Origin of the sequence: Streptomyces collinus Tu 365, from assembly GCF_000444875.1 — a bacterium.
Lineage (GTDB): Bacteria > Actinomycetota > Actinomycetes > Streptomycetales > Streptomycetaceae > Streptomyces > Streptomyces collinus_A.
On the sequence record NC_021985.1, the window covers coordinates 1,476,547 to 1,501,282 of the forward strand.

Here is a 24,736-nt window from a genome sequence, read left to right on the forward strand (position 1 = left end):
GACCCGTGACCGACGACCGAGAGCCGACTACCGAGCCGACGACCGAGAGCTGAGGAAGGCCATTCGATGGGAACGCACGTGGAAGCGGACCGCGAGTTCTGGCGCGGGGTGCTGACGGCCGGCGGCGCCACCGCGGTGCCGCGGTGGGTGCGGCGGCCCGTCCCGGGCACGGCCGAGCACGAGGTCGTGGTCCCGGACGGCGTGACGGACGCGGCGCGGGCGCTGGAGCGGCGCCTCGGCGTGCCGGTCAGCGCGCTGCTGCTGGCCGCCCACGCCAAGGTGCTGGCCGTGCTGTCCGGCGAGCCCGAGGTGGTGACCGGGTACGCCGCCGGGGTGCGCGGGGAGCCGCTGCCGTGCCGCCTGGTGGTGCCCGCCGGGTCGTGGAGCGCGCTGGTCTCGGCCGCGCGGCACGCCGAGGCCGAGGTGCTGGCCCACCGGGAGTACCCGGTGGAGGAGCTGCGCCGTGAACTGGGCGCGGCGGAGCCGCCGTACGAGGTGGTCTGCGGTCCGATGGAGGCCGCGGACACCCCGGCCGGCCGCGGCGCCCTGCATGTGCGGTGGTCCGACCGGGACGGCCGGCTCAGGCTGCGCCTGCGCTACCGCACCGACCTGCTGGACGCCGGGGCGGCCGCCCGGATCGGCGGCTACCACCTGACGGCGCTGCGGCTGATGACCGCCGACGTGGACGCCGAGCACGCGCGGCAGAGCCTGTTGTCCGCCGACGAGGTGCGCGAGCAGCTGGACGGGCTGGCCGGGCCGCACCGGCCGCTGCCGGACGCCCGCGCCCATGAGCTGTTCGAGGCGCGGGTGCGCGAGCGTCCCGGCGCGGTGGCGGCCGTGCACGGTGAGCGGGAGTGGACGTACGCGGAACTCAACGCGCGCGCCAACCGGCTGGCCCGGGCGCTGCTGGAGCGGGGGCTGGGCCGCGAGGACGTGGTCGCGGTGGTGACCGAGCGCAATCTGGACTGGCTGGCGGCCACGCTGGCGGTGTTCAAGGCGGGCGGTGTGTACCTGCCGGTCGAGCCGCACTTCCCGGCCGAACGCGTGGCCGCGACGCTGTCCCGGGCGGGCTGCCGGCTGGTGCTGACCGAGGCGGGCAGCACCGGCACCCTCGACGAGGCGCTGGCCACCCTGCCCGGGACGCGCCGGCTGCTGATCCACGACGCGTACGCCGAACCGCACGCCGACGGCGATCTCGGTGTCCGGGTCGACGCCGGCCAGCTCGCGTACATCTACTTCACGTCCGGCTCCACGGGCGAGCCCAAGGGGGCGATGTGCGAGCACGCGGGCATGCTCAACCACCTCCACGCCAAGATCGACGACCTGGGGATCGGCGAGGGCTGCGTGGTGGCGCAGACCGCGCCGCAGTGCTTCGACATCTCGCTGTGGCAGCTGGTGTCCGCGCTGCTGGTGGGCGGGCGGACGCTGCTGGTCGGCCAGGACGTGGTCGTGGACGTGGAGCGGTTCGTGGACACGCTGGTGCGCGGCCGGGTCGCCGTGGCCCAGCTCGTGCCCTCCTACCTGGAGGTCGTCGCCTCGTACCTGGAACGGCACCCGCGCCCGCTGCCCGACCTGCGGTACGTGTCGGTGACCGGCGAGGCGCTCAAACGGGAGCTGGCCCAGCGCTGGTTCGCGCTCCAGCCGGGGATCGCCCTGGTCAACGCCTACGGGCTGACCGAGACGTCGGACGACACCAACCACGAGGTGATGACCGAGGTGCCCGAGCGGGTGCTGCTGGGCCGGGCGGTCAACAACGTGCGCGTGTACGTGGTGGACGAGCACCTGGCCCTGGTGCCGCTCGGCGCCCCGGGTCTGATCGCGTTCGCCGGTGTCTGCGTGGGCCGCGGGTACGTCAACGATCCCGAGCGGACCCGCGAGGCGTACCGGGAGGACCCGTTCCGGCCGGGCGAGCGGCTGTACCTCGGCGGTGACTGGGGGCGCTGGCAGCCCGGCGGCAAGCTGGAGTTCCTCGGCCGGCGGGACAACCAGGTCAAGATCCGCGGCTTCCGCATCGAGATCGGCGAGATCGAGAACGCCCTGCTGCGGGTGGCCGGGGTGCGGGACGGCTCGGTGGTCTGCGCCGAGCGGGCCGACGGCGGCAAACACCTGATCGCCTTCTACACGGGCGAGGCGCGGGAGCCGGAGACACTGCGCGCGGCTCTCGGCCGGGTGCTGCCCGCCTACATGGTCCCCTCGGCCTTCCACCGGCGGGACGGCCTGCCGCTGACCGCCAACGGCAAGACCGACCGCAAGGCGCTGACCGCGCTGGCCGAACGCACCGCGCCGGACGACGGGGCCGGCGCGCCGGCGGAGCCGGACCGCGCCCCGCGTACACCGACCGAGCGGAAGCTGGCCGCGGCCTGGGCCGACGTGCTGGGCGTGCCCGAGCACCGGATCGGCCGGCAGGACCACTTCTTCGAGTCCGGCGGCACCTCCCTGTCGGCCGTACGGCTCACCATCGCGCTCGACCGCGCGGTGTCCTTGAAGGACATCACCCGGCACCCGGTCCTCGCCGACCTGGCCGTCCTGTTCGACGGCACGGCACGGCAGCGTCCTGAGCTGCTGCAACCTCTGTCGCGGCCGGGCGGCGCGCCGGAGTGCACGCTGGTGTGCTTCCCCTACGCGGGCGGCAACGCGGTGAACTACCAGCCGATGGCGAGCGCGCTGGCGGACAGCGGCATCGCGGTCCTCGCGGTGGACCTGCCCGGGCACGACCTGGCGGACCGGCACGAGCCTTTCGCGTCGATCGCGAAGGTCGCGGAGCGGGTCGCCGACGAGATCACCGCGCGCGGCCCGGGCCGGGTGATGCTGTGGGGCCACTCGTCGGGCGCGGCCGCGGCGCTGGAGACGGCGCGGCGGCTGCGGGAGCGCGGGGTGGAGGTGACCCGGGTGTTCATCGGCGCGCAGCTGCTCGGCACCGCCGCCGAGCGGCGTGCCGCCATCGGTGAACTGACCGGCGGCAGCGACGCCGAGATCGCCGCGCGGCTGACCGCCGACAGCGGCTACACCGAGCTGGCCGAGCTGAACGCCGGGCACGCCGAGCACATCGGGGCCGCCTACCGGCACGACTGCGTGTCCGCGCACCGCTGGTTCTGCGAGGCGCTGGAGGGCGTGCCGCCGGACCGGCTGGGCGTGCCGGTCTCGGTGGTCGTCGCCGCCGACGACCCGCACACCGCGGGGCACGCCGCGCACCACCGGGACTGGCTGCTGCTGGCCGAGCAGGTGGACCTGCACGAACTCGCCGACGGTGGCCACTACTTCCCCCGCACCCGGCCGGCCGAGGCGGCACAGGCCGTCCTGGGCGTCGTGGCCCCGCTGGCCCCGTCCTGAGCCCGGAGTCCCGAGCCATGAGCCCCGAGTCCTGAGCCGAGAGTCCTGAGCCGAGAGTCCTGAGCCGCGACGGAAGACACAACGGAAAGGGAGACCGACATGTCGTCCTCACCCCTGGCAGCACCCCTCGACGTGGAGCTGCGGCCGGACAGACCCGCGGTCCTGCACGTCGATCCCCCACCGGACCTGCCGGGCTGGGCGGCCGCGCACCGCGAGTCGCTGCGCGCGCTGATCACCGAGCACGGAGCGCTGGTCGTGCGCGGCCTCGGGCTGCGCGAGGCGCCGCAGACCGGTGCCGTGTTCACGGGCCTCGCCGGTGAACTGATGGCGGAGCGGGAGGCGTTCGCGCCGCGCGACGCCTACGGGCAGGGGGTGTACTCCTCCACGGCCTGGCCGGCCAACCAGCCGATGTGCATGCACCACGAACTGAGCTACACGCTGGAGGTCCCCGGCCTCCTGCTGTTCGCGTGCCTGACGGCGCCCGAGCAGGGCGGGGCGACCGCGGTGGCCGACGCCGAGGCGGTGCTGGGTGCCCTGCCCGCCGCGCTGGTGGAGCGGTTCGAGCGGGAGGGCTGGCTGCTGACCCGCACCTACAACGACGAGATCGGCGCCTCCCTCGCGGAGTCGTTCGGCACGGACGACCGCGCCGCGATCGAGCGCTACTGCCGCGAGCGGGCCATCGACTTCACCTGGCGGGCCGACGGCTCGCTGCGCACCGAGCAGCGCCGCAGCGCCGTCGTACGCCACCCGCTCACGGGCCGGCGGTGCTGGTTCAACCAGATCGCCTTCCTCAACGAGTGGACGCTGGACCCGGAAGTGCGCGAGTACATGACGGACGTCTACGGCGAGGACGGGCTGCCCTTCAACACCCGTTACGGGGACGGCAGCCCGATCGGCGAGGAGGTCGTCCAGCTGCTCAACGCCACCTACGAGGCGCACACCCGCCGCGAGCCCTGGCAGGCCGGTGACCTGATGCTCGTCGACAACATCCGCACCGCGCACAGCCGGGAGCCCTTCACCGGCGAGCGCAGGGTGCTGGTCGGCATGGCCGGGCCACGCCGCCTGGACGACGGCCTCCCGACCCCGGAGGCGAGCCGGCGATGACCCGACCGTCGTCAGCGGCCGACCGCTCGGCCGCGCACCAGTCCGCCCAGGTGCCCTCGTTCGCGGTGATCTCCGGGAACCAGGTGCAGCGGGTCCTCAGCGGGCGCGAGAAGGAGATCGTGGAGCTGGTCGAGGCCACCTACCGGCTGCACGGCGCCGGGGACTCGGTCAACCCGCCGTCGTACTTCCTGCGCTTCCCCGACCGCCCGAACGCCCGGATCATCGCGCTGCCCGCCTCCGTCGGCGGCTCGGTGCACGTGGACGGCCTCAAGTGGATCTCCAGCTTCCCGGACAACGTGCGCGCCGGGCTGCCCCGCGCCTCCGCGGTGCTGATCCTCAACGACCCCGTGACGGGCTATCCGTTCGCGTGTCTGGAGAGCTCCATCATCAGCGCCACCCGGACCGCGGCCTCGGCCGCGCTGGCCGCGGACTGGCTCAGCCGCTCCCGGCCCCGGCCGAGCCGGGTCGGGTTCTTCGGGACGGGCCTGATCGCCCGCTACATCCACACCTTCCTGGCCGGCACGGGCTGGACGTTCGACACGATCGGCGTGCACGACCTGTCCACCGAGAGCGCCGAGGGCTTCCGCGGCTACCTGCGCCAGGCCGACCCGGCGGCGCAGGTCACCGTCCACGAGCACGCCGAGGACCTGATCCGCTCCAGCGACCTCGTGGTCTTCGCCACGGTGGCGGGCGAGCCGCACGTCGACGACCCGTCGTGGTTCGGCCACAACCCCCTGGTGCTGCACATCTCGCTGCGTGACCTGGCGCCGGAGATCCTGCTGGGCTCGGCGAACTTCGTCGACGACGTCGAGCACTGCCTGAAGGCGGACACCTCCCCGCACCTGGCCGAACAGCGCACCGGGGACCGCGACTTCCTCAACGGCACCCTCAACGACGTGATGCTGGGACGGGCCGCCCCGCCCGCCGACCGGCCGGTGATCTTCTCGCCGTTCGGACTCGGCGTCCTCGACCTCGCCGTCGGCAAGTACGTCTACGACGAAGCAGCAGAGGCGGGCGACCTCCGCCTCATCGACGACTTCTTCCACGACCTGCGCCGGTACGGCTGAGGCAGGCTGTCGACCTCGGCCCTGGTACCAGGAGGCCCACCGTGCCCGTAATTTCCGCTCCCCATGACTTCAACGAAGGCCGTCTCTTCGTCGACCTCGAGTCGATCTTCGGATGCCCCCTCTACCTGAAGTGCGAGGGCTTCAACTTCGCCGGCTCCATCAAGTTGAAGGCCGCGAACGAGATGGTGGAGAGCGCCGAGCGGGACGGAGTCCTGACGCCCGACTCCATCCTCGTGGAGTCCTCCTCGGGGAACCTGGGCGTCGCGCTCAGCATGATCGCCGCGAGCAAGGGCTACCGGTTCCTGTGCGTCACCGACTCCCGCTGCAACCTGTCCACCAGGCTGCTGATGGAGGCACTCGGCAGCGAGGTGCACATCGTGGCCGACCTGGACGCGAACGGCGGGTTCCTCGGCACCCGGATCGAGTACGTCCAGCAGTTGTGCGCGTCCGACAAGCGCTACGTGTGGCTCAGCCAGTACACCAACGCGGGCAACTGGCGGGCGCACTACCGCACCACGGGCCCGGAGATCGCCGAGCACTTCCCGGAGCTGGACGTGCTGTTCGTCGGCGCGGGCACCGCGGGGACCCTGATGGGCTGCGCCCGCTACTTCCGGCAGTGGGACCGGCCGGTGCGGATCGTCGCCGTCGACAGCGTGGGCTCGGTGGCGTTCGGCGGCGAGCCGGGCCGCCGGATGATCCCCGGGCTGGGCATGAGCATGGTGCCGCCGCTGCTCGACGAGTCCTACGTCGACGAGGTGATCCACGTGGAGGAGGCGGACACCATCCGCACCTGTCACCGCATGGCCCGCCGGGGATTCCTGTTCGGCGGCTCCACGGGCACCGTGGTCAGTGGCGCCACGGAGTGGCTGTCCCGGCACGACGCCCGCGGCCTCACGGCGGTGGCCGTCGCGCCGGACCTCGGCGAGCGCTACCTCGACACCATCTACCAGACCAACTGGCTGCAGGATCTCTACGGCGCCCACATCCTCGACTCCGAACGGGTGACCGCCGCGCCCCCGGAGGACGGGTCCGCCTCCCGGGAGCCGAGCCGCCGGCCCAGACCCTAGCGGCGCCTCCCGTTCGCGGCGCGCGGCCCAACCGGGGCCGCGCGCCGCGAACCGGGAGTCACCGCGCGCTCGGCGCCGTCCGTCCGGCGGTGTCCGTGGGCGCGGTGCGGGCGGGCGCGGGCACCGGTGCCGCGCCGGGCCGCCGGTACACGTACGGCGGAGCCTCGGTCCGGCCGCCGTCGGCCAGTTCGCGCACCAGGGCGTGGTCGGGCGAGAGCGCGCAGGCCGGGTCTGTGCGGGCCGCGTCGCCGGTGAGCGCGAAGGCCTGGCAGCGGCAGCCGCCGAAGTCCTCCTCGCGACGCGGGCAGCTCCCGCAGGGGCCGGTCATCCAGTCGGTGCCCCGGTAGCGGCCGAACGCCGGTGACCGTTCCCAGATCCAGGCGAGTGAGTGGTCGCGCACGTTGGGCGGGTCGAGGTCGGGCAGCGAGGCGGCGGCCGGGCAGGGCAGCGCGGTCCCGTCGGGTGCCACGGTCAGCGAGACCGCGCCCCAGCCGCCCATGCAGGGCTTGGCCACCCCGTCGAAGTAGTCGGGGACGACCCACACCAGGTCGACGTCACCGGCGAGTTCGGCCCGTCGCCGGGCCACCGTCTCGCGGGCCCGGTCGAGTTGCTCGCGGGTGGGCAGCAGCGCGGCCCGGTTGAGCAGCCCCCAGCCGTAGAACTGGGTGTTGGCCAGCTCGATGCGGTCCACGCCCCAGGCCACGCCCAGGTCGATGAGGGCGTCGACGGCGTCGAGGTTGTCACGGTGCAGCACGACGTTGAGACCGAGCGGGAGCCCGGCGGCGCGGACGAGGGCGGCGGCCCGTTCCTTCGCCGCGAAGGAGGTGGGCCGTCCGGCGATGCGGTCGTTGGCGCGGGACTCGGCGTGCTGGACGGACAGCTGGACGCTGCGCAGCCCGGCGCCGGTCAGCGCGGCCAGCCGGGCCTCGTCGAGACCGGTGCCGCTGGTGACCAGCTGGGTGTACAGACCGGCGGTCCCGGCGGCGGCGACGATGTGTTCGAGGTCGTCGCGCAGCAGCGGCTCCCCGCCGGAGAGGTGCGTGTGCACGATGCCGAACTCACCGGCCTGGCGCAGCACGTCCGCCCACTGTTCGGCAGTCAACTCGCTTGACCTGCGAGCCAGTTCGAGGGGATTGGAGCAGTAGGGGCAGTGCAGCGGGCAGGCGTGGGTGAGTTCGGCGAGCAGGGCCCAGGGGCGGGCGGGTGAAGCGACGGGGCTGACGGGTTCGGTCACTTGAGCCAGCCCTCCTGCCGCAGCCGGTCGAGGAAGGCGGGGACCTCGCCGGCCACCGGTGCGCCGGGGAAGCGCTCGGCCAGTTCGCCGACGATCCCGGGCACGGTACGGGTGCCGTCGCACAGGCCGACTACCGCGCCGGCGTGCCCCTGGAGGACGACCACGCGTTCCGGCATGACGAGCAGGTCCGTGCCGCGCACGCTGTCGTGCCGCAGGGTCAGCGCCGGGGCGAGGGACGGGCACCACTGGCTGTCGGACTCCGCCATCACACGCGCTCCCGTCGCTCGTCGCGGTCGGCCCGGCTGCCGCGGTCCGCCGGCGTGTCCTGTCCGTCGGCCCCGGGCCGTCCGGCGCAGTCCACGGCGTCGAGCAGGGCCCACAGCACGTCGCACTTGAAGGACAGCGCGGCCACGGCCCGTTCCTGGTCGCGGCGGGTGCGGGCCCACCGCAGGACGAGTTCCAGCGCCTCGGCGCTGTCGCGCCGGCCCTGGTCGACGCGGGTGCGGAAGTAGGCGAGGCCGTCCGCCGCGATCCAGGGGTAGTGGCGCTCGAACGCCTCGATGCGCACGCGCATGAGGCCGGGGGCGCTCAGTTCGGTGAGCGAGGCGGCGACCGCCTCCAGGGGCGAGCGCAGGCGGCAGAAGTTGACGTAGCCCTCCACGGCCAGCCGTACGCCGGGCAGTACGGCCTCCCCCGACAGCAGGGTGCCGCGGTCCAGGCCGGCCGCCTCGCCGAGCCGCAGCCAGCGCTCGATGCCGCCCTCGCCCTCGGCGCGTCCGTCGTGGTCCTCGATCCGCCGCAGCCACATGCGCCGCAGCCGCGACGAGTCCAGCTTGGCGACGATCAGCGCGTCCTTGACCGGGATGTGGATCTGGTAGTGGAAGCGGTTGGTGATCCAGCGGCGCAGCTCGGCCTGGCTCAGGTCGCCCTCGTGCATCCGGACGTTGAAGGGATGGCGGTCGTGGTAGCGCCCCTGGCCCACCGCGCGCAGGCGGGCCTCGAACTCGGCGGGGCTCCAGGGCTCCGTCAGCGGGGCGAGTGTCGTGGTCACAGCTCGATCACCATTCCGTCGTCGGCCACCTCGACGCCCAGCCGGGCGAGCCGCTTGTGCTGCGGCGCCGCCGGATCGACGAGGGGATTCGTGTTGTTGAGGTGGGTGTAGAGGCAGCGGGCGGACAGCGTGGCGAGCACGGCGGCGGTGCCGCGCGGTCCGTCGACGGGCAGGTGTCCCATGCCCGTGGCGGTGCGGGTGGAGATGCCGGTGCGGCGGGGTTCCTCGTCGTCCCAGAAGGTGCCGTCGACGATGACGCAGTCGGCCTCGGCCGCGGCCCGGTGCAGTTCCTCCGACCACTCGGCGACGGCCGGGGCGTAGAGGGCGCAGGTGCCGGCGGCCGGGTCGTACAGGCGCAGTGCCACGACCCAGGCCTCGTGCGCGGGCGCGCCGGCGGCGTACCGGGGGCGCTTGCCGGAGACGGGCACGGCGCTGATCCGCAGGCCGGAGGCGGGGCCGGCGGGGTCCAGCGGACGGGCGCCCCGGCACTCCAGTTCCCGCCAGGTCAGGTCGGTGTACGGGGTGAGCGCCTCGCTCAGGCGCAGGCGCTCGTCGAGGGCCCGGCGCACCGGTGGCGTGGCGAGGATCTCCAGTCCCCGGGCCTCGCGCAGCCGCCAGATGCCCAGGGTGTGGTCGAGTTCGGCGTCGGTGAGGACGACGCCGGCGACCGGTGTCCGCCGGGGGCCGGGGCCGGGGTGCAGGACCGGGTGGGCCTCGATCTGGTCGCCGATGTCGGGGGTGGCGTTGACGAGGTACCAGCGGCCCTCGTCGGTGCGGACGGCCAGGGACGCGTGTCTGCGGCGCCGAGAGCAGTGGGCGCGTGCCCCGGAGCACCCGGGGCACGCGCAGTTCCACTGGGGGATGCCGCCGCCGGCCGCGGTGCCGAGCACCTGCAGCAGCACGGCGGCGGTTAGCGGACGGAGAGGGAGTAGGCGGTGACCTCGAGCGCGGTGTCGACCACCGAGTACCCGGGCGTCTGCCAGGCAGTCTGCTCTGTCTCCTCGGCGCGGGTCTGCCCGGCCTGCTCGACGGCTTCGGTCATGGTGCGTACCTTCCTTTCGACAGGGGTGAGTCGACCCTCCCGGGGCGGGAGGGGGGTCTTCACTTGATGGTCACCTGGAGCAGGAGGTCCTTCTCGGCGCCGCGGTCGCTCGTGCCCAGCCAGAGCCGGTCGGCCCCGGGGACCTTCGCCAGTGCCCGCAGCCGGCCCCAGGCACCCTGGTAGTAGGCCGTGGCCGGTCCGACGGCCTCGCCGCCGGCGCCGATGGGGACCCGCCACAGCCGGTGGCCGCTCAGGGTCGCCGCGTAGATGACGTTCCTGACGATCGCGATCTGGGCGGGCACGCCGCCGTCGGAGGGCTTCCAGACCATCTTGGGGTTCGTCATGCCCGCGGTGGAGCAGCCTCCCTCGCAGACGGGCCAGCCGTAGTTGCGGCCCATCTTGACGAGGTTGAGCTCGTCCCAGGTGTCCTGGCCGATCTCGGTCTCCCACAGCCGGCCGGTGCTGTCCCAGGCCAGGCCCTGGGGGTTGCGGTGGCCGTAGCTGTAGACGCGGTTGCCGAACGGGTTCCCGGGCGCGGCGGCGCCGGTCCTGGTGATCCGCAGGATCTTGCCGTTCAGCGAGTTCTTGTCCTGCGCCAGCTTCGACTGCTGGGCGTCGCCCGTGGTGACGTAGAGGTAGCCGTCGGGGCCGAAGGCGATCTTCCCGCCGTTGTGCTGGGTGTCCCTGACGATTCCGGTCAGCACCGGGGTGTAGCCGCTCAGCGCCTTGCCGTCGAAGCTCATCCGGACCACGCGGTTGTCGGTCGCGGTGGTCTCCATGAAGAAGACGTCCTTGTCCGTCTTCCCGTTCCACGCCGGTGACGCGGCGACGCCCAGCAGACCGCCCTTGTCCTGGGTCTGCAGGCTCCACACCGAGTGGGGCACCGTGCCGACCCGCTGCTTGGTCCCGTCCAGGGCGACCTTCCAGACCACGCCGGTGTCGCGTTCGGTGACCAGCGCCGCGTTCCGGCCCGGCAGGAAGGCGATCCCCCACGGGGTCGTCAGCTTGTCCGAGAGCGTGGCCACAGCGGCCGGCGCACCGTCCTTGAGGGGGGCGCCGGCACCGGTGTCCTGTGCGCGCGGGACGGGCGGCCGGGCCGCGGCCGTCGCGGCCGGCTGGGACCCGCCGACGGCCAGCACGGCGGCGACGGCGGTGACGGCGGCCATGCCCGGACGGACCGGGTGCAGTGCCGAACGCGCCAAGCGTGACATCCTGGAGCCTTTCCTTCGGTGGGGGCGAGAGCGCGTGGCTTCCGTCGGGAAGGCGCGGCCCCCTGCGCTTTTCGGGGCTGGTGCTCATTGCTGAGCCGCTTCGTGGTGAACCGGCGGGAAGCGCCGCGGCCGGGGCGGGACGACGACTCCCTTCGGAATGTCCGGCGCCCGCCGTACGACGGCCGCCGGGGTCCCTCCATCCTGCTGACGGCCCTCTCAGCGATGGTCGGCACCGGCGCGTCGATCTCCGGCTCACCGGCGCCGACAAGTCCCTCCGACGGGTGACGCGCCGTCATGCCAGGTGGCCTCATCGGCCCTCGGCCACTCGGTCACTCACCGGCCGGGCAGCCGGTGCCGTCGGCCGGCCGCGCCCGGGTGCCCGGGGCCGAGGGGGCCGTCGTGCGGTTCGGCGCGGGAGCGGGAGCCGGGTCCGGCGGCCGGCCCGGGCTCGGGGACCGGGCGGGACCGCCGGACGCGGCCGTGGACGGGGCCGGGGCCGTCGGGGCCGGGCCCGACGGCCCTGCGGGCGACGGGGCCGGCGACCCTTCCGGCGACCGGCTCGGCGCCTGGCCGGGGCCGAGGCAGGGGGGCGGCGTGGTCGTGGGGGACGCCGGCTGGGAGGGGGCGGTCGTGTCCCGCTTGCCGATGCAGTCGACGAAGCGGACGAAGCCGGGCGGCCCGGTGGTGCCCTCGACCACCGCGAAGTCCCGGGTCTCATGGCTGCGGAGCAGGCACATGTCGTAGCGGACGACGGCCGCGGGGACGCTCCCGGTGGCGGCCGTGCGGTACTGGTGGCGGCCCACGAGCTGGCAGGAGTCGTAGCGGATCAGCGGTCCGCGCGGGCCCACCGTGTAGCGGTGCGGGCGCACGTCGGTGGAGAAGTCCTTGAAGGCGAAGGCGGTGTCGTCGCAGTCGCTGAAGTGGACGGTCCCGCCGCTCCACGCGCAGTCGATGACCACCGCGTCCGGGTCGCGGACCTCGAAGCGGATGTCCTGGGCGTGGAACCGCTGCACCGAGTCGTGGTGCACGCCGACGGGGAAGCGGAAGAAGGTGCTCGTCGTGCCGTACGGCTCGGTGCTCTGGGGGCGTTTGCCGGTGATGATGTACGAGCCTCCCCGGCATGCGATCGATCCGCCGTAGGGGAACTCCAGGAAGTTCCCCCACTCGTACTCGACCTTCATGTCGGTGAACCAGTAGTTGAGGAACTGGTCCTGGTCGTTCGGGACCTGCCCGCGCCCGGTGCGGCCCGAGTAGAGGAACGCCCGGCGGTAGCTCCCGCCGACCCGGCACGCCTCCCACCGCATCTCCGAGTTGGTGTCCGTGCCGTCCAGGGCCAGTCCGTACTCCCACTCCCCCGACCACTCGCACTCCGAGAAGCGGTAGTCCTGCGCCTGCCCGGTCGAGTACGAGGAGAAGAAGGAGGCGCCCGGGGTGGCCGAGCGGAACTCCATGCGTTCGAAGGAGAGGTTCGACCAGACGTCCTCGTTGCGGCACAGGTAGGAGCCCGGGCCGTCCTGCGGGCGGAAGACGAGGGTCGTCATGCGCTTGCCCGCCCCGGAGAACCGCAGTCCGCTGGCGGGCCGGGGCGGAGCGGTGCCGTTGAGCAGGGCGTTGGGGCGGGTGATCAGGAACTCCCCGGCCGGGATCTGGACGACCACGCGGCCGACCCCGTCGGTGACGCGGGCGGCCGCCATGGAGTAGGCGATCTCGAACGCGCCGGTGTCGTCGGTGCGCCCGTCGCCCACGGCCCCGAGGTCGGCGACGTCGACCACGGTGACCGTCTTGCGCGAGGAGCGCCGGAACCCGGGCGCGGCGCCCGCGGCGGCGGACGCGCCGGCCGCGGTCAGGGAGGTCGCGGCCAGCACCGACGCCCCGCCGCGCAGCAGGCGCCGGCGGCTGACACGGGACCGGTCGCCGTCGCTTTCGGTCATGATGTCCCTTCCTTCGGCGCTGACGCTGTCCTACTCCTGCGGGGCGAGGGCGTCGTCCCGCGGAACGGGTTCGTCCGGGACCACCAGCTCAAGGGCGCCGCGCAGCAGCGTGCTGGAGGTGTGCATGGTGTACGGGAAGTAGACGACCTCGACGCCGACCTCGCCGAAGCGTCGTTCCAGCTCCTGCCACTTGGCCGTTCCCCGCCAGTCGTCGCCCTTGAAGACGACGTGGAAGCCGGTCTCCCGCCACCGCGCGTACTTGTCGTCCTCCTCCTCGACGACGGCGTCGTCGACGTGGCGCACGCTGCGGACGATCTCCAGGCGCTCGGAGAGCGGGATGACCGGGGGCCGGCCCTTCAGGCGCCGGGTCAGGTCGTCGGAGGTGACGCCCACGACGAGGCGGTCGCAGTGCCGGCGCGCCTCGCGCAGGATGTTGAGGTGGCCGATGTGGAACAGGTCCCAGACTCCCGGCGCGTACCCGACGCGAGTGAGGCTCACGGGGTACCCGCCGCCCCGGTGGGGGGCTTCGGGGGCACGGCGACGTCCAGGGCGCGCGAGCGGGGCGAGGTGTTCGTCCCGTCCGTCACCTCGATCCGGTACTGGTGACGCGTGCCGGCGGGCACGGAGTCGGTGTAGGTCAGCCACGGGCGGTTCCAGAAGGTGGAGGACGCCCGCTGCCGCGCGACGACGCGCCCGTCCCGGTAGAGCCGGTAGCTCAGCGACGCGGTGTCCCGGTCCCAGGAGGTCTGCCAGCGCAGGGTGACCTGGCCGGGGTTCGTGCTCACCACGTCGAGGACGGGCACCTCGGGCGCCCCGGTGTCGGGACCGGCGCCGAAGCGGGTGAGGCTCTGCTGCGGGTGGTCGTTGACCTCGGTGAACTCGCCGCTGACCCACAGGATGTCGCCCGCCAGTGTCAGGGCGCGGGGGCCGACCGGCTCTCCCATCCCGTCGTTCGTGTCGGGGAACCAGTGCAGGATCTCCCCGGTCCCCGGCTGCTGGGCCAGCAGATGCTGACGGTCGTGCCGCTCCGGGAATCCGCCGGGCGTCCAGGAGCAGTTGTGCGCGTGCGAGCCGCTGTAGAGGACGCCGCGGTGGATGAGCACGGCCTGCGTGGCGCCCTGGCAGTGGTCCTTCCACACCAGCGCGCCGTCGTCGAGCCGGCCCGACATGCGTCCGTCGTAGGAGCCCCGGCCGTGCCCGTCGCCGCCCAGGTAGAAGCGGGTGTCGTCGTGGGCGATCGTCCGCACCGAGGAGTTGTCCGGGATCCAGCCCGGATAGCTGCGCACCGTGGCGCCGGTGGCGGAGTCCAGGGTCGCCAGCGCGTGCGCCCGGCGGCCGTTGACCCAGTCGAAGTCGCCGCCGACGAAGAGCTGGTGGCGCGCGGAGACGAGTGACAGGGCGCGCACCGGGCGGTCGAGGTCGGCGGTGAAGGGCAGCAGCGCGCCGGCCGGGGTGAGGGCGGCGACCCGGTGCCTGCTCCGGCCGCTGATCAGGTCGAAGTCGCCGCCGAGGTACACCGTGTCGGCGGTGGCCTCGATGGCGCGTACGGTCGCGGAGACCGCGGGCCGGAAGTCCCGGCGCAGGGTGCAGCCGGCCGTGTCCAGGGCGACCGCGCTCGCCACGCCGGTGTCGCCGACACGGCTGAAGGAGCCGCCCACGTACAGCACCCGTCCGTCCGGCGAGGCCCTGAGGGCGCGTACGGTCCCCTCGCCGCCGGTGAACCGCGGCGCGCAGGGCAGCAGGGCGCCGGTCCTGGCGTCGAAGGCGGCGAAGTTGTGGCGCGCGACCTCCCGCCGGCCGGGTGCGGCGCCGGGCGGCCGTACCGAGTCGAAGGTGCCCCCCGCGTAGACGACACCGTGCGCGTAGGCCAGGGACCAGACGATGCCGTTCGTCTGCCAGGTGCTCAGCGGGTCGGCGGTGAACGAGATGGCGGGTGCCGCGTCGGTGGCGGCGGCGTCGGTCAGGGCGGCGGAGCAGAGCAGAGCGGCGGCCGCAGCGCTCGCGGCCGCCTTCGTCGCGGACTTTCTCAGACGCAATGGGACATCCCGGATCGCAGTGGTGTGGACGGCGGAGGTGAGTGGCGTGGGGCCCGGCGAGCCCGGTGCATCTCGCTGGGGCTCATGCGGCGCGTCGGCGCAGCACTCCGACCAGCTCGCTCACTCCCAGCACTTTCCGATACCACCACAAAGTAGTACCGAAGGTGCACATCCCACCTGCAATTGCCGCGGCGAGTCCTGACGCGGTGTCACCGGCCAGGGAGCGGGCGGCCGCCAGCGCCACCGAGACCACGAGCCCCACGCCGAGCGCGGTGGTGTAGCCGCGGTCCACGGTGGTGAAGCCGAGGCGCCGGCGGATCAGGACCGCGGCGGAGAGGTTCTCCACGATGATCGCGGCGCCCCAGGACACCGCGGCACCGAGGGCGCCCCAGACCGGTACCGCGAGCAGCCCCACGGTCACCTGGACCGTGAACGCGACGGCGGTGATGACCAGGTGCCAGGAGCTCTTGCCCGCCATGAGCAGCACCGTCTGCGCGTTGCCGACGGCCACGTTGATCATCGAGGCCACGCACAGCACGACCAGCGCGGGCGCCCCGTGCGTGAACTCGGGCCCGAACAGCGACAGCACGGTCCGCGGGAAGCCGGCGACGAGGACGAACAGCGGCCAGGAGAAGAGCACGACCCAGCAGGTGGAGACGTGGTGCAGATGGCGGGCCTCGCCGGTCTCGTCGACGGCGAGCAGCCTGCTGATCTCGGGGGCCACGGCGAGCCGGATGGCGAGCTGCAGCAGGGTGCCCGCGGTGACGACGCGGCCGACGGCGGTGTAGACGCCCGCCTCGGAGCTGGTGGACAGCGCCGACAGCAGGATGACGCCGACCCAGACCGCGCTGATGTCGAAGACCGAGGACACCGCGCGTGGTGTCGAGAACCGCCAGAAGGCCCGCCAGGGGGTGGTTCCGGGGCGCCCCGTGGGCGTCGCGGTGCCGTGCGCGGCGCGGCAGCGGCGCAGGGCCGCCCAGGCGGCGACGGTGCCGGCCAGGGCGGGCAGCAGCCAGGCCGCCGACAGGGACACCATGCCGGGCGCGTAGTAGGCCACGGGTAGGACGATCAGCACCCGCAGCACGGGTTTGCCGATCTGCTCGACACCGACGAACGGGAGCACCGTGCCGTGGCCCTGGGTGGCGCCGAGCAGGACGAGACCGACGGTGGCGACCGGCAGGAAGAGAGCGAAGAGCCGGACCAGGGTGACCGCGTCGGCGGGCGGCAGGTGGGGCAGGAGCGTGGTGGCCACCGCCGGGAAGCAGAGCAGGGGCAGGGCGGCGGCGACACCGGCGACGGCCGCCGGCACGAGGGCGGTGCGCAGCAGTGCGCCCACCGAGCGGCCGCCGCCGACGGCGAGGTCGCGGGAGACGAAGCGGACGAGCCCGGTGTCGGCGCCGAGCTTGCAGGTGTTGCTGAGGATCGTGAACAGGGCCACGCCCGTGAAGACCGCTCCGGCGCCGCGCGCTCCGACGGCCCTGGTGATCAGGCCGACGAAAAGGAAGGCGAAGACGGCGTTGGTCGCCGAACCCGCCACTCCGTACCACCCGCCCCGCGCGGCGGCGGCCACCCCGCGCGGGGCGGCGGCCCCGGCGGGGACGGGTGCCGTCTCTCCGGTGGCGGTCACCCGCGGGAGGCCGTGAGCGTGTCGTCCTTCACGGGGAGCTCCACGAGCTGCGTGACGGGCGCCTGCGTGGACCGGCGCGCGCGGCGGCGCAGCAGGGAGCGCGGACCCGGGCGCCGGCGTCCGGAGTCGAGGACGGCGCCGAGCAGGGTGCCGCCCGAGCAGCCGATCAGCTCGTGCACCCGGTCGAGGTCGTCGCGCCGGGTGACGCCGAGGCCGGTGACCAGGAGCACGCCGTCGACGCGCTGGGCGACTGCCAGCGCGTCGGCGTGCTCCAGGAGCGGGCGGGTGACGACGACCGCGGTGCGGGCGCCGGCGGCCGGCAGCATCCGGTGGACCGCGGCGGACACTCCCGCCCGGGCGTGCGCGCCGGTGCCGCCGCTGGAGCAGCAGGCGAACCGCCCGGCGCTGCCCGCGTCGACGAGGAGGCTGCCCTCGGGCAGCGACTGCTCGGCTGCCGTGCGCTCCCCGTCGGGCGCCCGCGGCAGGTCCGCCACGAGGCCGGGGGTGTCGGGGTCGGCGTCCACCAGGAGCACCTCGTCCCCGCACTCGGTCAGGGCGGCGGCCAGGTTCACGGCCACCTCGCCGGCGGCGGCGGAGCGGCGGGGTGACGCCACGAGGATCCGGCCGGGGCCGGACGGGAGTCCGGTCCCGCGCAGGCGGTAGGCGAGGGCGCGGTAGGCCTCGGTGCGGTCGCCGCCGGTCCGGCCGACGCGGGGCAGGGTGCCGTCGTGCTCCCCGTCGTCGGGCAGCATGCCGAGCACGGGGGCGCGCAGCGCGGCCCGGACGTCCTCGACGGACCGGACCCGGGAGTCGAGCGCGGCGCGCAGCCACGCCAGCAGCAGGCCGAGGGCGAGTCCGCTCGCCAGGCCGAGGACGAGCAGGACCGGCCGGCCGGGACCCGAGGGCCGGGTGGGTGCCTCGCCCCGGCGGACGATGTCGCCGCCGTCGGTGTCCCGGGAGTTGATGTCGGAGACGCGCTTGTGCAGGGTGGCCAGCTCGCTCTGGGCGGCGCTGGCCGCGTCCTCGTCGTCCGCCTTCTTCCTGGCCTGCTGGGTGACCGCGGCGATCTGCTGCTCCACGCCGTGGGTGGCCCGCTTCACGGCGGCGTCGTTGCGGTCCCTGCGGTCGGCCAGGTAGGCCTCGGCGAAGGCGTTGGCCCCGCGCGCCGCGCGCTCGGGGGTCCGGGCGGTGAACTCGAAGCGGAGCACCTGGGACTTGGCGGGGTTGGTGATGCGCAGGTCGTCCTCGAGCGCGGCCGCGCGGCTGTCGGGCTGCCCGAGGGCGTGGGCCGCGCGGATGGCGACCGCCGCGCTGGCGGCGATCTGCTGCTCGGTGCCCATGCTGACCTGGTTGTCGGCGGCGACGGCGACCGTGCCGAAGGGGTCGGCGGTGGAGCGTACGAGGACTTCGCTGGTGGAGGTGTAGGTGTGGGCGCGGGCCATCGCCAGGGCCCCGCCGCCGAGCAGGCCCAGGACGATGCCCAGCGTGATCATGAGGCGGTGGCGCAGCAGTCGGCGCAGTTGGTGGCGCAGCTGGACCGGCTCGTCGTACCGGTCGTCGAAGGGGGTGGGGCCGGTCACGAGTGCCCTCCTGTTCCGGGGATCGATGCGTGCGGGGTGGGTGCGGCCGGCAGCGCCGACGGCAGCCGGGACGTCCGGGCGGTGCGGGCGGTGACCAGCAGCGGGACGGTCATCAGGAGCGTCAGCGGGCCCACGATGCCGAGCAGGCTGCCGCGCAGGAAGATCATCTGGTAGAAGCCGAAGGCCGGGACCAGGAGCGGCGCGAGGGCGCCGCGCCGGTCGCGCAGCCGGTGCCGTACGTCGTCCATCCGCCGGCCGACGGCGCCGAGCAGGAAGAACACCAGGGCCACCGCGGGCGGTCCGGCCCACAGGTAGCTCTCGGTCCACAGCGGCGCGGAGAGGTTGAGGAAGTCGTAGCCGGCCCACTCGGCGAGCGCGATGCCGGTGTCCTTCGGCTTGTCCGGCCACACCGAGCGCGGGACCAGGAACAGGGGGGCGCCCAGCGCGTCCGTCGGCGAGAAGCCCTTGTCCCGCGCGTAGTCGATGCCGGTCTGCACCTGCTGGAAGGCGTCGTAGTCGCCGTTGGTGGTGAACTGCTCGGCGAGGGAGACCACGGCGACCTGTTCGCGGTCGCTGTAGCGGAAGTAGTCGCTGTAGGGGAAGACGAGGAGCACGGCCGCCATGACGGTGGCCGCGACGGCCCGGAAGGCGCGCGGACGGCACAGCCGGGGAACGGCGAACAGCAGGGTGAGCAGCACCGTGCCGGCCCAGAACCTCGGCTTGCTGACGGGGTTGTTGACGACGACGTTCAGGGCCAGGAGCACGGGCAGCAGCAGCCGGCGGAGCCCGCGCAGCAGCCGGTCGCCGCGGGGCCGGGTCGGCAGCCGCAGCAGGCCGAGCAGCGCCCAGAACGCGGGCACGGACAGCGACCAGTTGCGCAGGGCCTGGAGGAAGGCGTCCTGCGAGGCGTCCATGGCGCCTGCCTCGCGCAGTGCCTGACGGCTCGTGAAGTACGCCTCGATGCCGCCCTGCTGGGCGGGGACGACGACGACGGCGAGGGCGAGCGCGAGCCCGCAGAGCGCCACGACGCGCCAGGGCGCGAGACGGCGGGAGAGCAGCCGCTCCACGGGCCCGGGCGGGGTGCCGAGCGGCCGGGCGGTCCGCGCGAGCTCCCGGCGGGCGGCGACGGCCGTTCCCGCGCTGTGGGCGAGGAGACCGAGTTCGACGACCGCCACGGCCGTGAGGGAGGTCCCCTCGTCGGCCCGGTAGGCCCACGGGTAGGAGTCGGTGGCGAGCATGGCCAGCGGTGCGAGGCCGAACCAGATGTAGGCGAAGACCCAGAAGCCGAGGGCGACGAGCCGTACCCGGGTCCCGGTCAGCACCCGGGTCAGGGCCACGCCGGTGTGCACCACGACGACGCCCTGCAGGGCGAGCGGCGCCGACACGTGCCCGCCGCCCGACTGGAGTACCAGGACCGGCAGCAGGACGATCAGCGCCAGGGACCACAGGGACACCGCGGTCACGCCGCGGACCTCGGCCGCCCGCGTCGTCCCGGTTTCCCCACTACTCCGGCATTTCGTCTGATACATCATCAACAGCTTTATAACGCCCATTCTTCACTATTCACCCCAGGCGCGCGCGAATCCCGGCCCTCCGCGAAGGCGCACGGGAAACGCCGTCATCAGGGGGGACGCGACCCGGCGAACGGCGTGCCATTTACGGCAAATCACCACAAATATGTATTGCTGATCACAACAGGACGGATCACGTACCGATCGGACCGAGGAGCTGCCCATGAACAAGCAGGTCGACGTCGTCGTTGCCGGAGGCGGGGGATTCATCGGCGGTCACCTGGTGGGTGACCTGCTGGCCGGGGGTCTGACCGTCCGCTCCATCGACGTCAAGCCGCGGCACGAGTGGTACCAGGTCCACGACGCCGCCGAGAACGTCGTCGCCGACCTGTCGCTGCTGGAGCACGCGCGGGCGGGCGTCCGGGGCGCCCGGCAGGTGTACATGCTGGCCGCCGACATGGGCGGCATGGGCTTCATCGAGAACAACAAGGCCGCCTGCATGATGTCGGTGCTGACCAGCACCCACATGCTGCAGGCCGCGCACGAGGCCGGCGTGGAACGGTACTTCTACTCCTCGTCCGCCTGCGTCTACGCCGCCGGCAAGCAGACCGACCCGGACGTGACCGCGCTGCGCGAGGAGGACGCCTACCCGGCGCAGCCCGAGGACGGCTACGGCTGGGAGAAGCTCTTCACCGAGCGCATGTGCCGCCACTACACGGAGGACTACGGGTTCGCCACCCGCGTCGCCCGCTACCACAACGTCTACGGCCCGAACGGCACTTGGGACGGCGGCCGGGAGAAGGCGCCCGCCGCGGTGTGCCGGAAGGTGGCGGAGGCGGTCCTCTCCGGGGACCACCGGATCGAGATCTGGGGCGACGGCCTGCAGACCCGCTCCTTCATGTACATCGACGACTGTCTGCACGGCAGCCGCATGATCATGGACGGGGACAGCGGTGTCCCGGTCAACCTCGGCTCCTCGGAACTGGTGACCATCAACCAGCTCGTCGACATCGTCGAGGAGATCGCGGGCATCCGCTGCGAGCGCAGCCACCGGCTCGACGCGCCGCAGGGCGTGCGTGGCCGCAACTCCGACAACACCCTGATCCGCGAGATCTACGGCTGGGAGCCCTCGGTCTCCCTGACCGACGGCCTGGAGAAGACCTACGCCTGGGTCTACGACCAGGTCAAGCGCTCCCAGCAGTGATGCCGGGCCGAGCAGAGGGGAACGCGGAGCCGATGCGGATCCTCGTCCACGACTACAGCGGCCACCCGTTCCAGGCCCAGCTGAGCCGGGAACTGGCCCGCCGCGGGCACGACGTCGCCCACTCGACGTGCACCGCGTACGTCTCCGGCAAGGGCAACCTCGCCCCGTCCGCCGACGGGTTGCGCTTCCTCACCATCGGCGACGGCACGCGGCTGCGGAAGCAGGCGTACTTCCACCGGCTGCACCAGGAGACCCGGCTGGGCCTGGAACTGGCCCGCCAGGTGCGCCGGGAGAACCCCGACGTGGCGCTGCTGTCCAACCTGCCGGTGCCGGCGCTGGTGGTGACCGCCGCCGCGCTGCACCGGTTGCGGGTGCCGTGGGTGCTGTGGCACCAGGACGTGACGGCGGTCGCGCTGCGCAGCTTTGCGGCCGCCGGTGTCGCGAGGTCCATGGGCCTGGCCGCCAAGGTCATCGGCGCGGGCGAGAAGTGGGCGGCCCGGCGCGCCTCGGCCATCGTGGTGATCGCCGACTCCTTCGTCCGGGTCCACGAGGGCTGGGGCACCGCCGACAAGGTCTCGGTCATCCCCAACTGGGCGCCGCTGGACGAGATCGTGCCGGTGCCGCGGGCCAACGCGTGGTCCGGCGAGCACGGTCTCGACGGCGTGCGGACGGTGCTGTACTCGGGCACCCTGGGGCTCAAGCACAACCCGGCCCTGCTGGTGCGGCTGGCGGAGCGGCTGCGCGACCAGGGCGCTCCGGTACGGCTCGTCGTCGTCAACGACGGTCCGGCCGTACCGGTGCTCAGGGAGACGGCCGCCGCCCGCGGTGTCGACCTCACCCTGCTGCCCTTCCAGCCCTACGAGCGGCTGCCCGAGGTGCTGGGCACGGGTGACGTCCTCGTCGTCCTGCTGGGCCCGGACGCGGGGCAGTTCTCGGTCCCGTCCAAGACGCTGTCCTACCTGTGCGCCGGGCGTCCGGTGCTCGGCCTGATGCCCGGCGACAACCTCGCGGCACGGCTGCTGCGCGAGGCCGGGTCGGCGGTGTTCGCGCCCGAGGAGTCCGCGCTCGACGACGCGGCCGCCTGGGTGCGGCAGGTCCTAGCGGACCCGGCGCGCGCCGAGGAGCTGGGCAAGGAGAGCCGTGCGCTCGCCGAGCGGGAGTTCGCGCTGGAGGGCTGCGTTACCCGCTTCGAGGACATCCTCTGGAGCGTGAGCCGCGGATCGGCACACTGAGCCGGCGGCGGCACCCGCCGCCGGCTCCGCGGTCGGCCCCGCCGTCGGCGTGAGGCCCCGAGCGCCCATCCGGCGGCGGGCTCCGAAGCGGCCGGCTCCGAAGCGGCCGGCGCATCGCCGTGGCCGCGCGCAGCGCCTGCCCGCGCGGGCAGAGCGGGCCGAACGGGCCAATGTCGCCGTGCGGGCCGTGCGGGCCGTACAGGCCGAACGGGCCGAACGGGCCGTACAGGCCGTACAGGCCGCACGGGCCGCACGGGCCGCACGGGCCGCACGGGCCGAACGGGCCGAACGGGCCGAACGGGCCGCACGGGCCGCACGGGCCGCACGGGCCGAGCAGGCCGGCCAGGCCGGGCCGGCCACTCTCGCCCTGCGGGCCGAGCTGACCGCGCCGACCGTCCTGGCTGCTCTGGCCTTCCGACCCTCCCGACCGTCCGTCCTGGCCCTACCGACTCTCCTGGCCGACCTGGTCGTCCCGGCCGTCCTGGCCGACTTGGTCGTCCCGGCCGTCTTGGGCGTCCCGACTGTCCCGGCCGGCGTGGCCGCCGTAGCCGTCCTGGGCGTCCTGACTGTCCCGGCCGGCGTGGCCGCCGTAGCCGTCCTGGGTGTGCCGACTGTGCCGGCCGGCCTGGCCGTCGTAGCCGTTCCGGCCGTCGCCGTCAGGGTGGTCCGTGCGGGCCGTGTCCCTCCCCCGGTAGACGTCCTCCAGCCGGTCCGCCACCGCGTGGATGGAGAAGACCTCCTCGACCACGCGCCGGCCCGCCTCCGCCATCCGGTCGCACAGCTCCGGGTCGCCGAGCAGCGCGCGCACCGCGTCCGCCATCGCCCGCGGACTGCCGTCGGTGACGACCGCGGCGCCCCGGCGCTCCAGTTCACCGGCGATGCCGCAGGTGTCGGTGCACACGACGGGCGTGCCGACGGCCAGCGCCTCGATGACCGTCATCCCGAACGGCTCGTTCACACTGGCCAGCACGTGCACGGCGGCGCTCCGGTACGCCTCGCGCGCCTCGGCGGGGTCGAGCGCCCCGCCGTAGCGGACCACGCCGTCGAGCCCGCCGGCGATGAGCCGTCGCACGGCGGGCAGCGATCCGTCGTCCGGGCCGTACAGCGTGAACCGGGCCTCCGGCATCTCCCGGTGGACCAGCGCCGCCATCTCGACGAACGCCTCGGGGCGCTTGCGCGGGTGCAGCCGGGCCAGGAACAGCACATGGGGGTCGCGCGGCTGCCGCCGCCCCGGCTCCGGCGGCGCCGGGCGGATGCCGTTGGGCAGGACACGCAGCGGCGGGCCGCCGGGCCCGAGCACCCGGTCCACCATCCGCCGCTCGTGCTCGGTGAGGACGAGACAGGTGCGTGTCCGGCGCAGCAGCGGCAGGTAGACCAGGTCGAACAGCCGGACGGCGGCCGAGGTGCGCGGCTCGACCATGCCGTGGGTCTGGGCGACGCAGGGGACGCGGCGCAGGGCGGCGACCGCGAGGGCGGCGAGCGAGACCAGATCGCGGCCCGCGTGGACGTGCACGGCGTCGGCGTCGCGCATGGCCCGCCACAGGTCGCGCACCAGCAGGGGGTGGAGCAGGGCGAGGAACCCGCGGCCCGGCAGCAGCGCCCGCGCGGGCCGGGTGCGCAGCCGTACGGAGCCGATCCGGCGCGGTCCCCGGCCCCGGCCCCGCCACAGGGACATCAGCGTCACGTCGTGGCCGCGTGCGGCCAGTTCCTCCAGCTGGGCGACCGCCACGCTCGTCGGGCCGCCGAACGCGCCGTCGTCGCTGACGAGCGTCACCACGTGCAGCAGTCTCATGCCGCGTCTCCCCTCGTCGTCAGGACCGCGCCGGGCGCCAGGTCCCGGTGGGCGACCGCACCCGCGCCGACGACACCGCCCCGGCCGACGGTGACGCCGCGCAGCACGACGGCACGGGCCGCGACCCAGCTGCCCGGCTCCAGGCGGATGGGTCCGTTGTCGAACTCGAACGTGGCGGAGCGGCGGCGGTGGCTGCCGGTGCACAGCAGTGCGCTCTGGGAGACACAGCAGTCGCTGCCGATGGTCACCGGTTCGAGGTTGAGGATCCAGGCGCCCTCGCCGATCCACACGTCGTCGCCGATCTCCAGCTTCCAGGGCCAGTGCACCCGTACGCCGTGCCGGATCAGCACCCGGCGTCCGACGCGGGCGCCGAAGGCGCGCAGCAGCGCCGGGCGCCAGCGGGCCGGGAACCACCACTTGACGAAGAGGAGGTGGAGGGCGGCGAACCAGGCGGCCTGGGCGAGCAGTGGGCGCCCCTTGTCGTATCCCCTGCCGGTGAAACCGCGCAGGGAGCGCGAGGTCACGGGCCGGTCCGGGGTGACCGGTGCGGAGTCAGCGGGGGGCGGGGCGGCGGTCTGCGCCATCACAGTGTCCCTTTCGGAGGGCCGGGGCATCCACGTGCGTGATCCTTCACGGCGCGCGAGTGCGCCGACCCGTGTGCGAGGCGTGTTGGCGGCAGGGCTGCCCGGATGGCGGAGCGCCCCGGCGCCCCCGCCG

20 protein-coding genes are annotated in these 24,736 nt (G+C 74.0%); 6 read left to right on the forward strand and 14 right to left on the reverse strand.

The features are described 5' to 3' along the window. Positions 1 to 66 precede the first annotated feature (66 nt). From B446_RS06045 to sbnA, 4 genes are all read left to right on the forward strand, one after another. Positions 67 to 3,330: a non-ribosomal peptide synthetase gene (locus tag B446_RS06045; protein WP_020938533.1), complete on the forward strand. Its 3,264-nt coding sequence runs from the start codon at positions 67 to 69 to the stop codon at positions 3,328 to 3,330. A 99-nt stretch (positions 3,331 to 3,429) separates the two neighbouring features. Continuing rightward, complete coding sequence (locus tag B446_RS06050; protein ID WP_043474873.1) at positions 3,430 to 4,434, forward strand: TauD/TfdA family dioxygenase; 1,005 nt, start codon at positions 3,430 to 3,432, stop codon at positions 4,432 to 4,434. Continuing rightward, on the forward strand, positions 4,431 to 5,501 hold the full coding sequence (gene sbnB, locus B446_RS06055; protein WP_020938535.1) for a 2,3-diaminopropionate biosynthesis protein SbnB: 1,071 nt from the start codon (positions 4,431 to 4,433) through the stop codon (positions 5,499 to 5,501). The genes B446_RS06050 and sbnB overlap by 4 nt, the downstream gene beginning before the upstream one ends. Positions 5,502 to 5,542: 41 nt before the next feature. Next, positions 5,543 to 6,568, forward strand: a complete 1,026-nt coding sequence (gene sbnA, locus B446_RS06060) for a 2,3-diaminopropionate biosynthesis protein SbnA (protein ID WP_020938536.1) — start codon at positions 5,543 to 5,545, stop codon at positions 6,566 to 6,568. A 58-nt stretch (positions 6,569 to 6,626) separates the two neighbouring features. Here sbnA and pqqE read toward each other — a convergent pair whose 3' ends face one another. From pqqE to B446_RS06120, 12 genes are all read right to left on the reverse strand, one after another. Continuing rightward, positions 6,627 to 7,802: a pyrroloquinoline quinone biosynthesis protein PqqE gene (pqqE, locus tag B446_RS06065; protein WP_020938537.1), complete on the reverse strand. Its 1,176-nt coding sequence runs from the start codon at positions 7,800 to 7,802 to the stop codon at positions 6,627 to 6,629. After that, positions 7,799 to 8,068: a pyrroloquinoline quinone biosynthesis peptide chaperone PqqD gene (gene pqqD / locus B446_RS06070; RefSeq protein ID WP_020938538.1), complete on the reverse strand. Its 270-nt coding sequence runs from the start codon at positions 8,066 to 8,068 to the stop codon at positions 7,799 to 7,801. Before pqqD ends, pqqE begins: the two co-directional genes overlap by 4 nt. Further along, positions 8,068 to 8,853 carry a pyrroloquinoline-quinone synthase PqqC gene (pqqC, locus tag B446_RS06075; RefSeq protein ID WP_020938539.1) on the reverse strand — a complete coding sequence of 262 codons (786 nt, stop codon included), beginning with the start codon at positions 8,851 to 8,853 and terminating at the stop codon, positions 8,068 to 8,070. Before pqqC ends, pqqD begins: the two co-directional genes overlap by 1 nt. After that, positions 8,850 to 9,755, reverse strand: a complete 906-nt coding sequence (gene pqqB / locus B446_RS06080; protein WP_020938540.1) for a pyrroloquinoline quinone biosynthesis protein PqqB — start codon at positions 9,753 to 9,755, stop codon at positions 8,850 to 8,852. The genes pqqC and pqqB overlap by 4 nt, the downstream gene beginning before the upstream one ends. Positions 9,756 to 9,763: 8 nt before the next feature. After that, positions 9,764 to 9,895: a pyrroloquinoline quinone precursor peptide PqqA gene (pqqA, locus tag B446_RS06085; RefSeq protein WP_020938541.1), complete on the reverse strand. Its 132-nt coding sequence runs from the start codon at positions 9,893 to 9,895 to the stop codon at positions 9,764 to 9,766. A 59-nt stretch (positions 9,896 to 9,954) separates the two neighbouring features. Then, positions 9,955 to 11,106 carry a PQQ-dependent sugar dehydrogenase gene (locus B446_RS06090; RefSeq protein WP_234967461.1) on the reverse strand — a complete coding sequence of 384 codons (1,152 nt, stop codon included), beginning with the start codon at positions 11,104 to 11,106 and terminating at the stop codon, positions 9,955 to 9,957. A gap of 329 nt (positions 11,107 to 11,435) precedes the next feature. Beyond that, the gene (locus B446_RS06095) at positions 11,436 to 13,037 is read right to left on the reverse strand and encodes a glycosyl hydrolase family 28-related protein (RefSeq protein ID WP_020938543.1); all 1,602 of its coding nucleotides are present in this window, start codon (positions 13,035 to 13,037) and stop codon (positions 11,436 to 11,438) included. Positions 13,038 to 13,067: 30 nt separating this feature from the next. Then, complete coding sequence (locus B446_RS06100) at positions 13,068 to 13,535, reverse strand: adenylyltransferase/cytidyltransferase family protein (protein ID WP_020938544.1); 468 nt, start codon at positions 13,533 to 13,535, stop codon at positions 13,068 to 13,070. After that, positions 13,532 to 15,073, reverse strand: a complete 1,542-nt coding sequence (locus B446_RS06105; RefSeq protein WP_020938545.1) for a hypothetical protein — start codon at positions 15,071 to 15,073, stop codon at positions 13,532 to 13,534. Before B446_RS06105 ends, B446_RS06100 begins: the two co-directional genes overlap by 4 nt. An 82-nt stretch (positions 15,074 to 15,155) precedes the next feature. Beyond that, positions 15,156 to 16,700, reverse strand: a complete 1,545-nt coding sequence (locus tag B446_RS06110) for an oligosaccharide flippase family protein (RefSeq protein ID WP_020938546.1) — start codon at positions 16,698 to 16,700, stop codon at positions 15,156 to 15,158. Beyond that, positions 16,697 to 18,280 (reverse strand): hypothetical protein, encoded by a 1,584-nt coding sequence (locus B446_RS06115; RefSeq protein WP_020938547.1) that lies wholly within the window; start codon positions 18,278 to 18,280, stop codon positions 16,697 to 16,699. Before B446_RS06115 ends, B446_RS06110 begins: the two co-directional genes overlap by 4 nt. Beyond that, positions 18,277 to 19,743, reverse strand: a complete 1,467-nt coding sequence (locus tag B446_RS06120; protein ID WP_020938548.1) for a hypothetical protein — start codon at positions 19,741 to 19,743, stop codon at positions 18,277 to 18,279. Before B446_RS06120 ends, B446_RS06115 begins: the two co-directional genes overlap by 4 nt. Before the next feature lie 271 nt (positions 19,744 to 20,014). Here B446_RS06120 and B446_RS06125 point away from each other — a divergent pair, with 271 nt between their 5' ends. Next, complete coding sequence (locus B446_RS06125; protein WP_020938549.1) at positions 20,015 to 20,995, forward strand: NAD-dependent epimerase/dehydratase family protein; 981 nt, start codon at positions 20,015 to 20,017, stop codon at positions 20,993 to 20,995. A gap of 32 nt (positions 20,996 to 21,027) precedes the next feature. Next, positions 21,028 to 22,227: a glycosyltransferase family 4 protein gene (locus B446_RS06130; RefSeq protein WP_020938550.1), complete on the forward strand. Its 1,200-nt coding sequence runs from the start codon at positions 21,028 to 21,030 to the stop codon at positions 22,225 to 22,227. Positions 22,228 to 22,669: 442 nt separating this feature from the next. Here B446_RS06130 and B446_RS06135 read toward each other — a convergent pair whose 3' ends face one another. Together B446_RS06135 and B446_RS06140 are read right to left on the reverse strand one after the other, a co-directional pair. Next, positions 22,670 to 24,019, reverse strand: a complete 1,350-nt coding sequence (locus B446_RS06135; RefSeq protein WP_020938551.1) for a glycosyltransferase — start codon at positions 24,017 to 24,019, stop codon at positions 22,670 to 22,672. Next, positions 24,016 to 24,603, reverse strand: coding sequence for an acetyltransferase (locus tag B446_RS06140; protein WP_020938552.1), 588 nt, complete (start codon positions 24,601 to 24,603; stop codon positions 24,016 to 24,018). Before B446_RS06140 ends, B446_RS06135 begins: the two co-directional genes overlap by 4 nt. Positions 24,604 to 24,736: the final 133 nt, after the last annotated feature.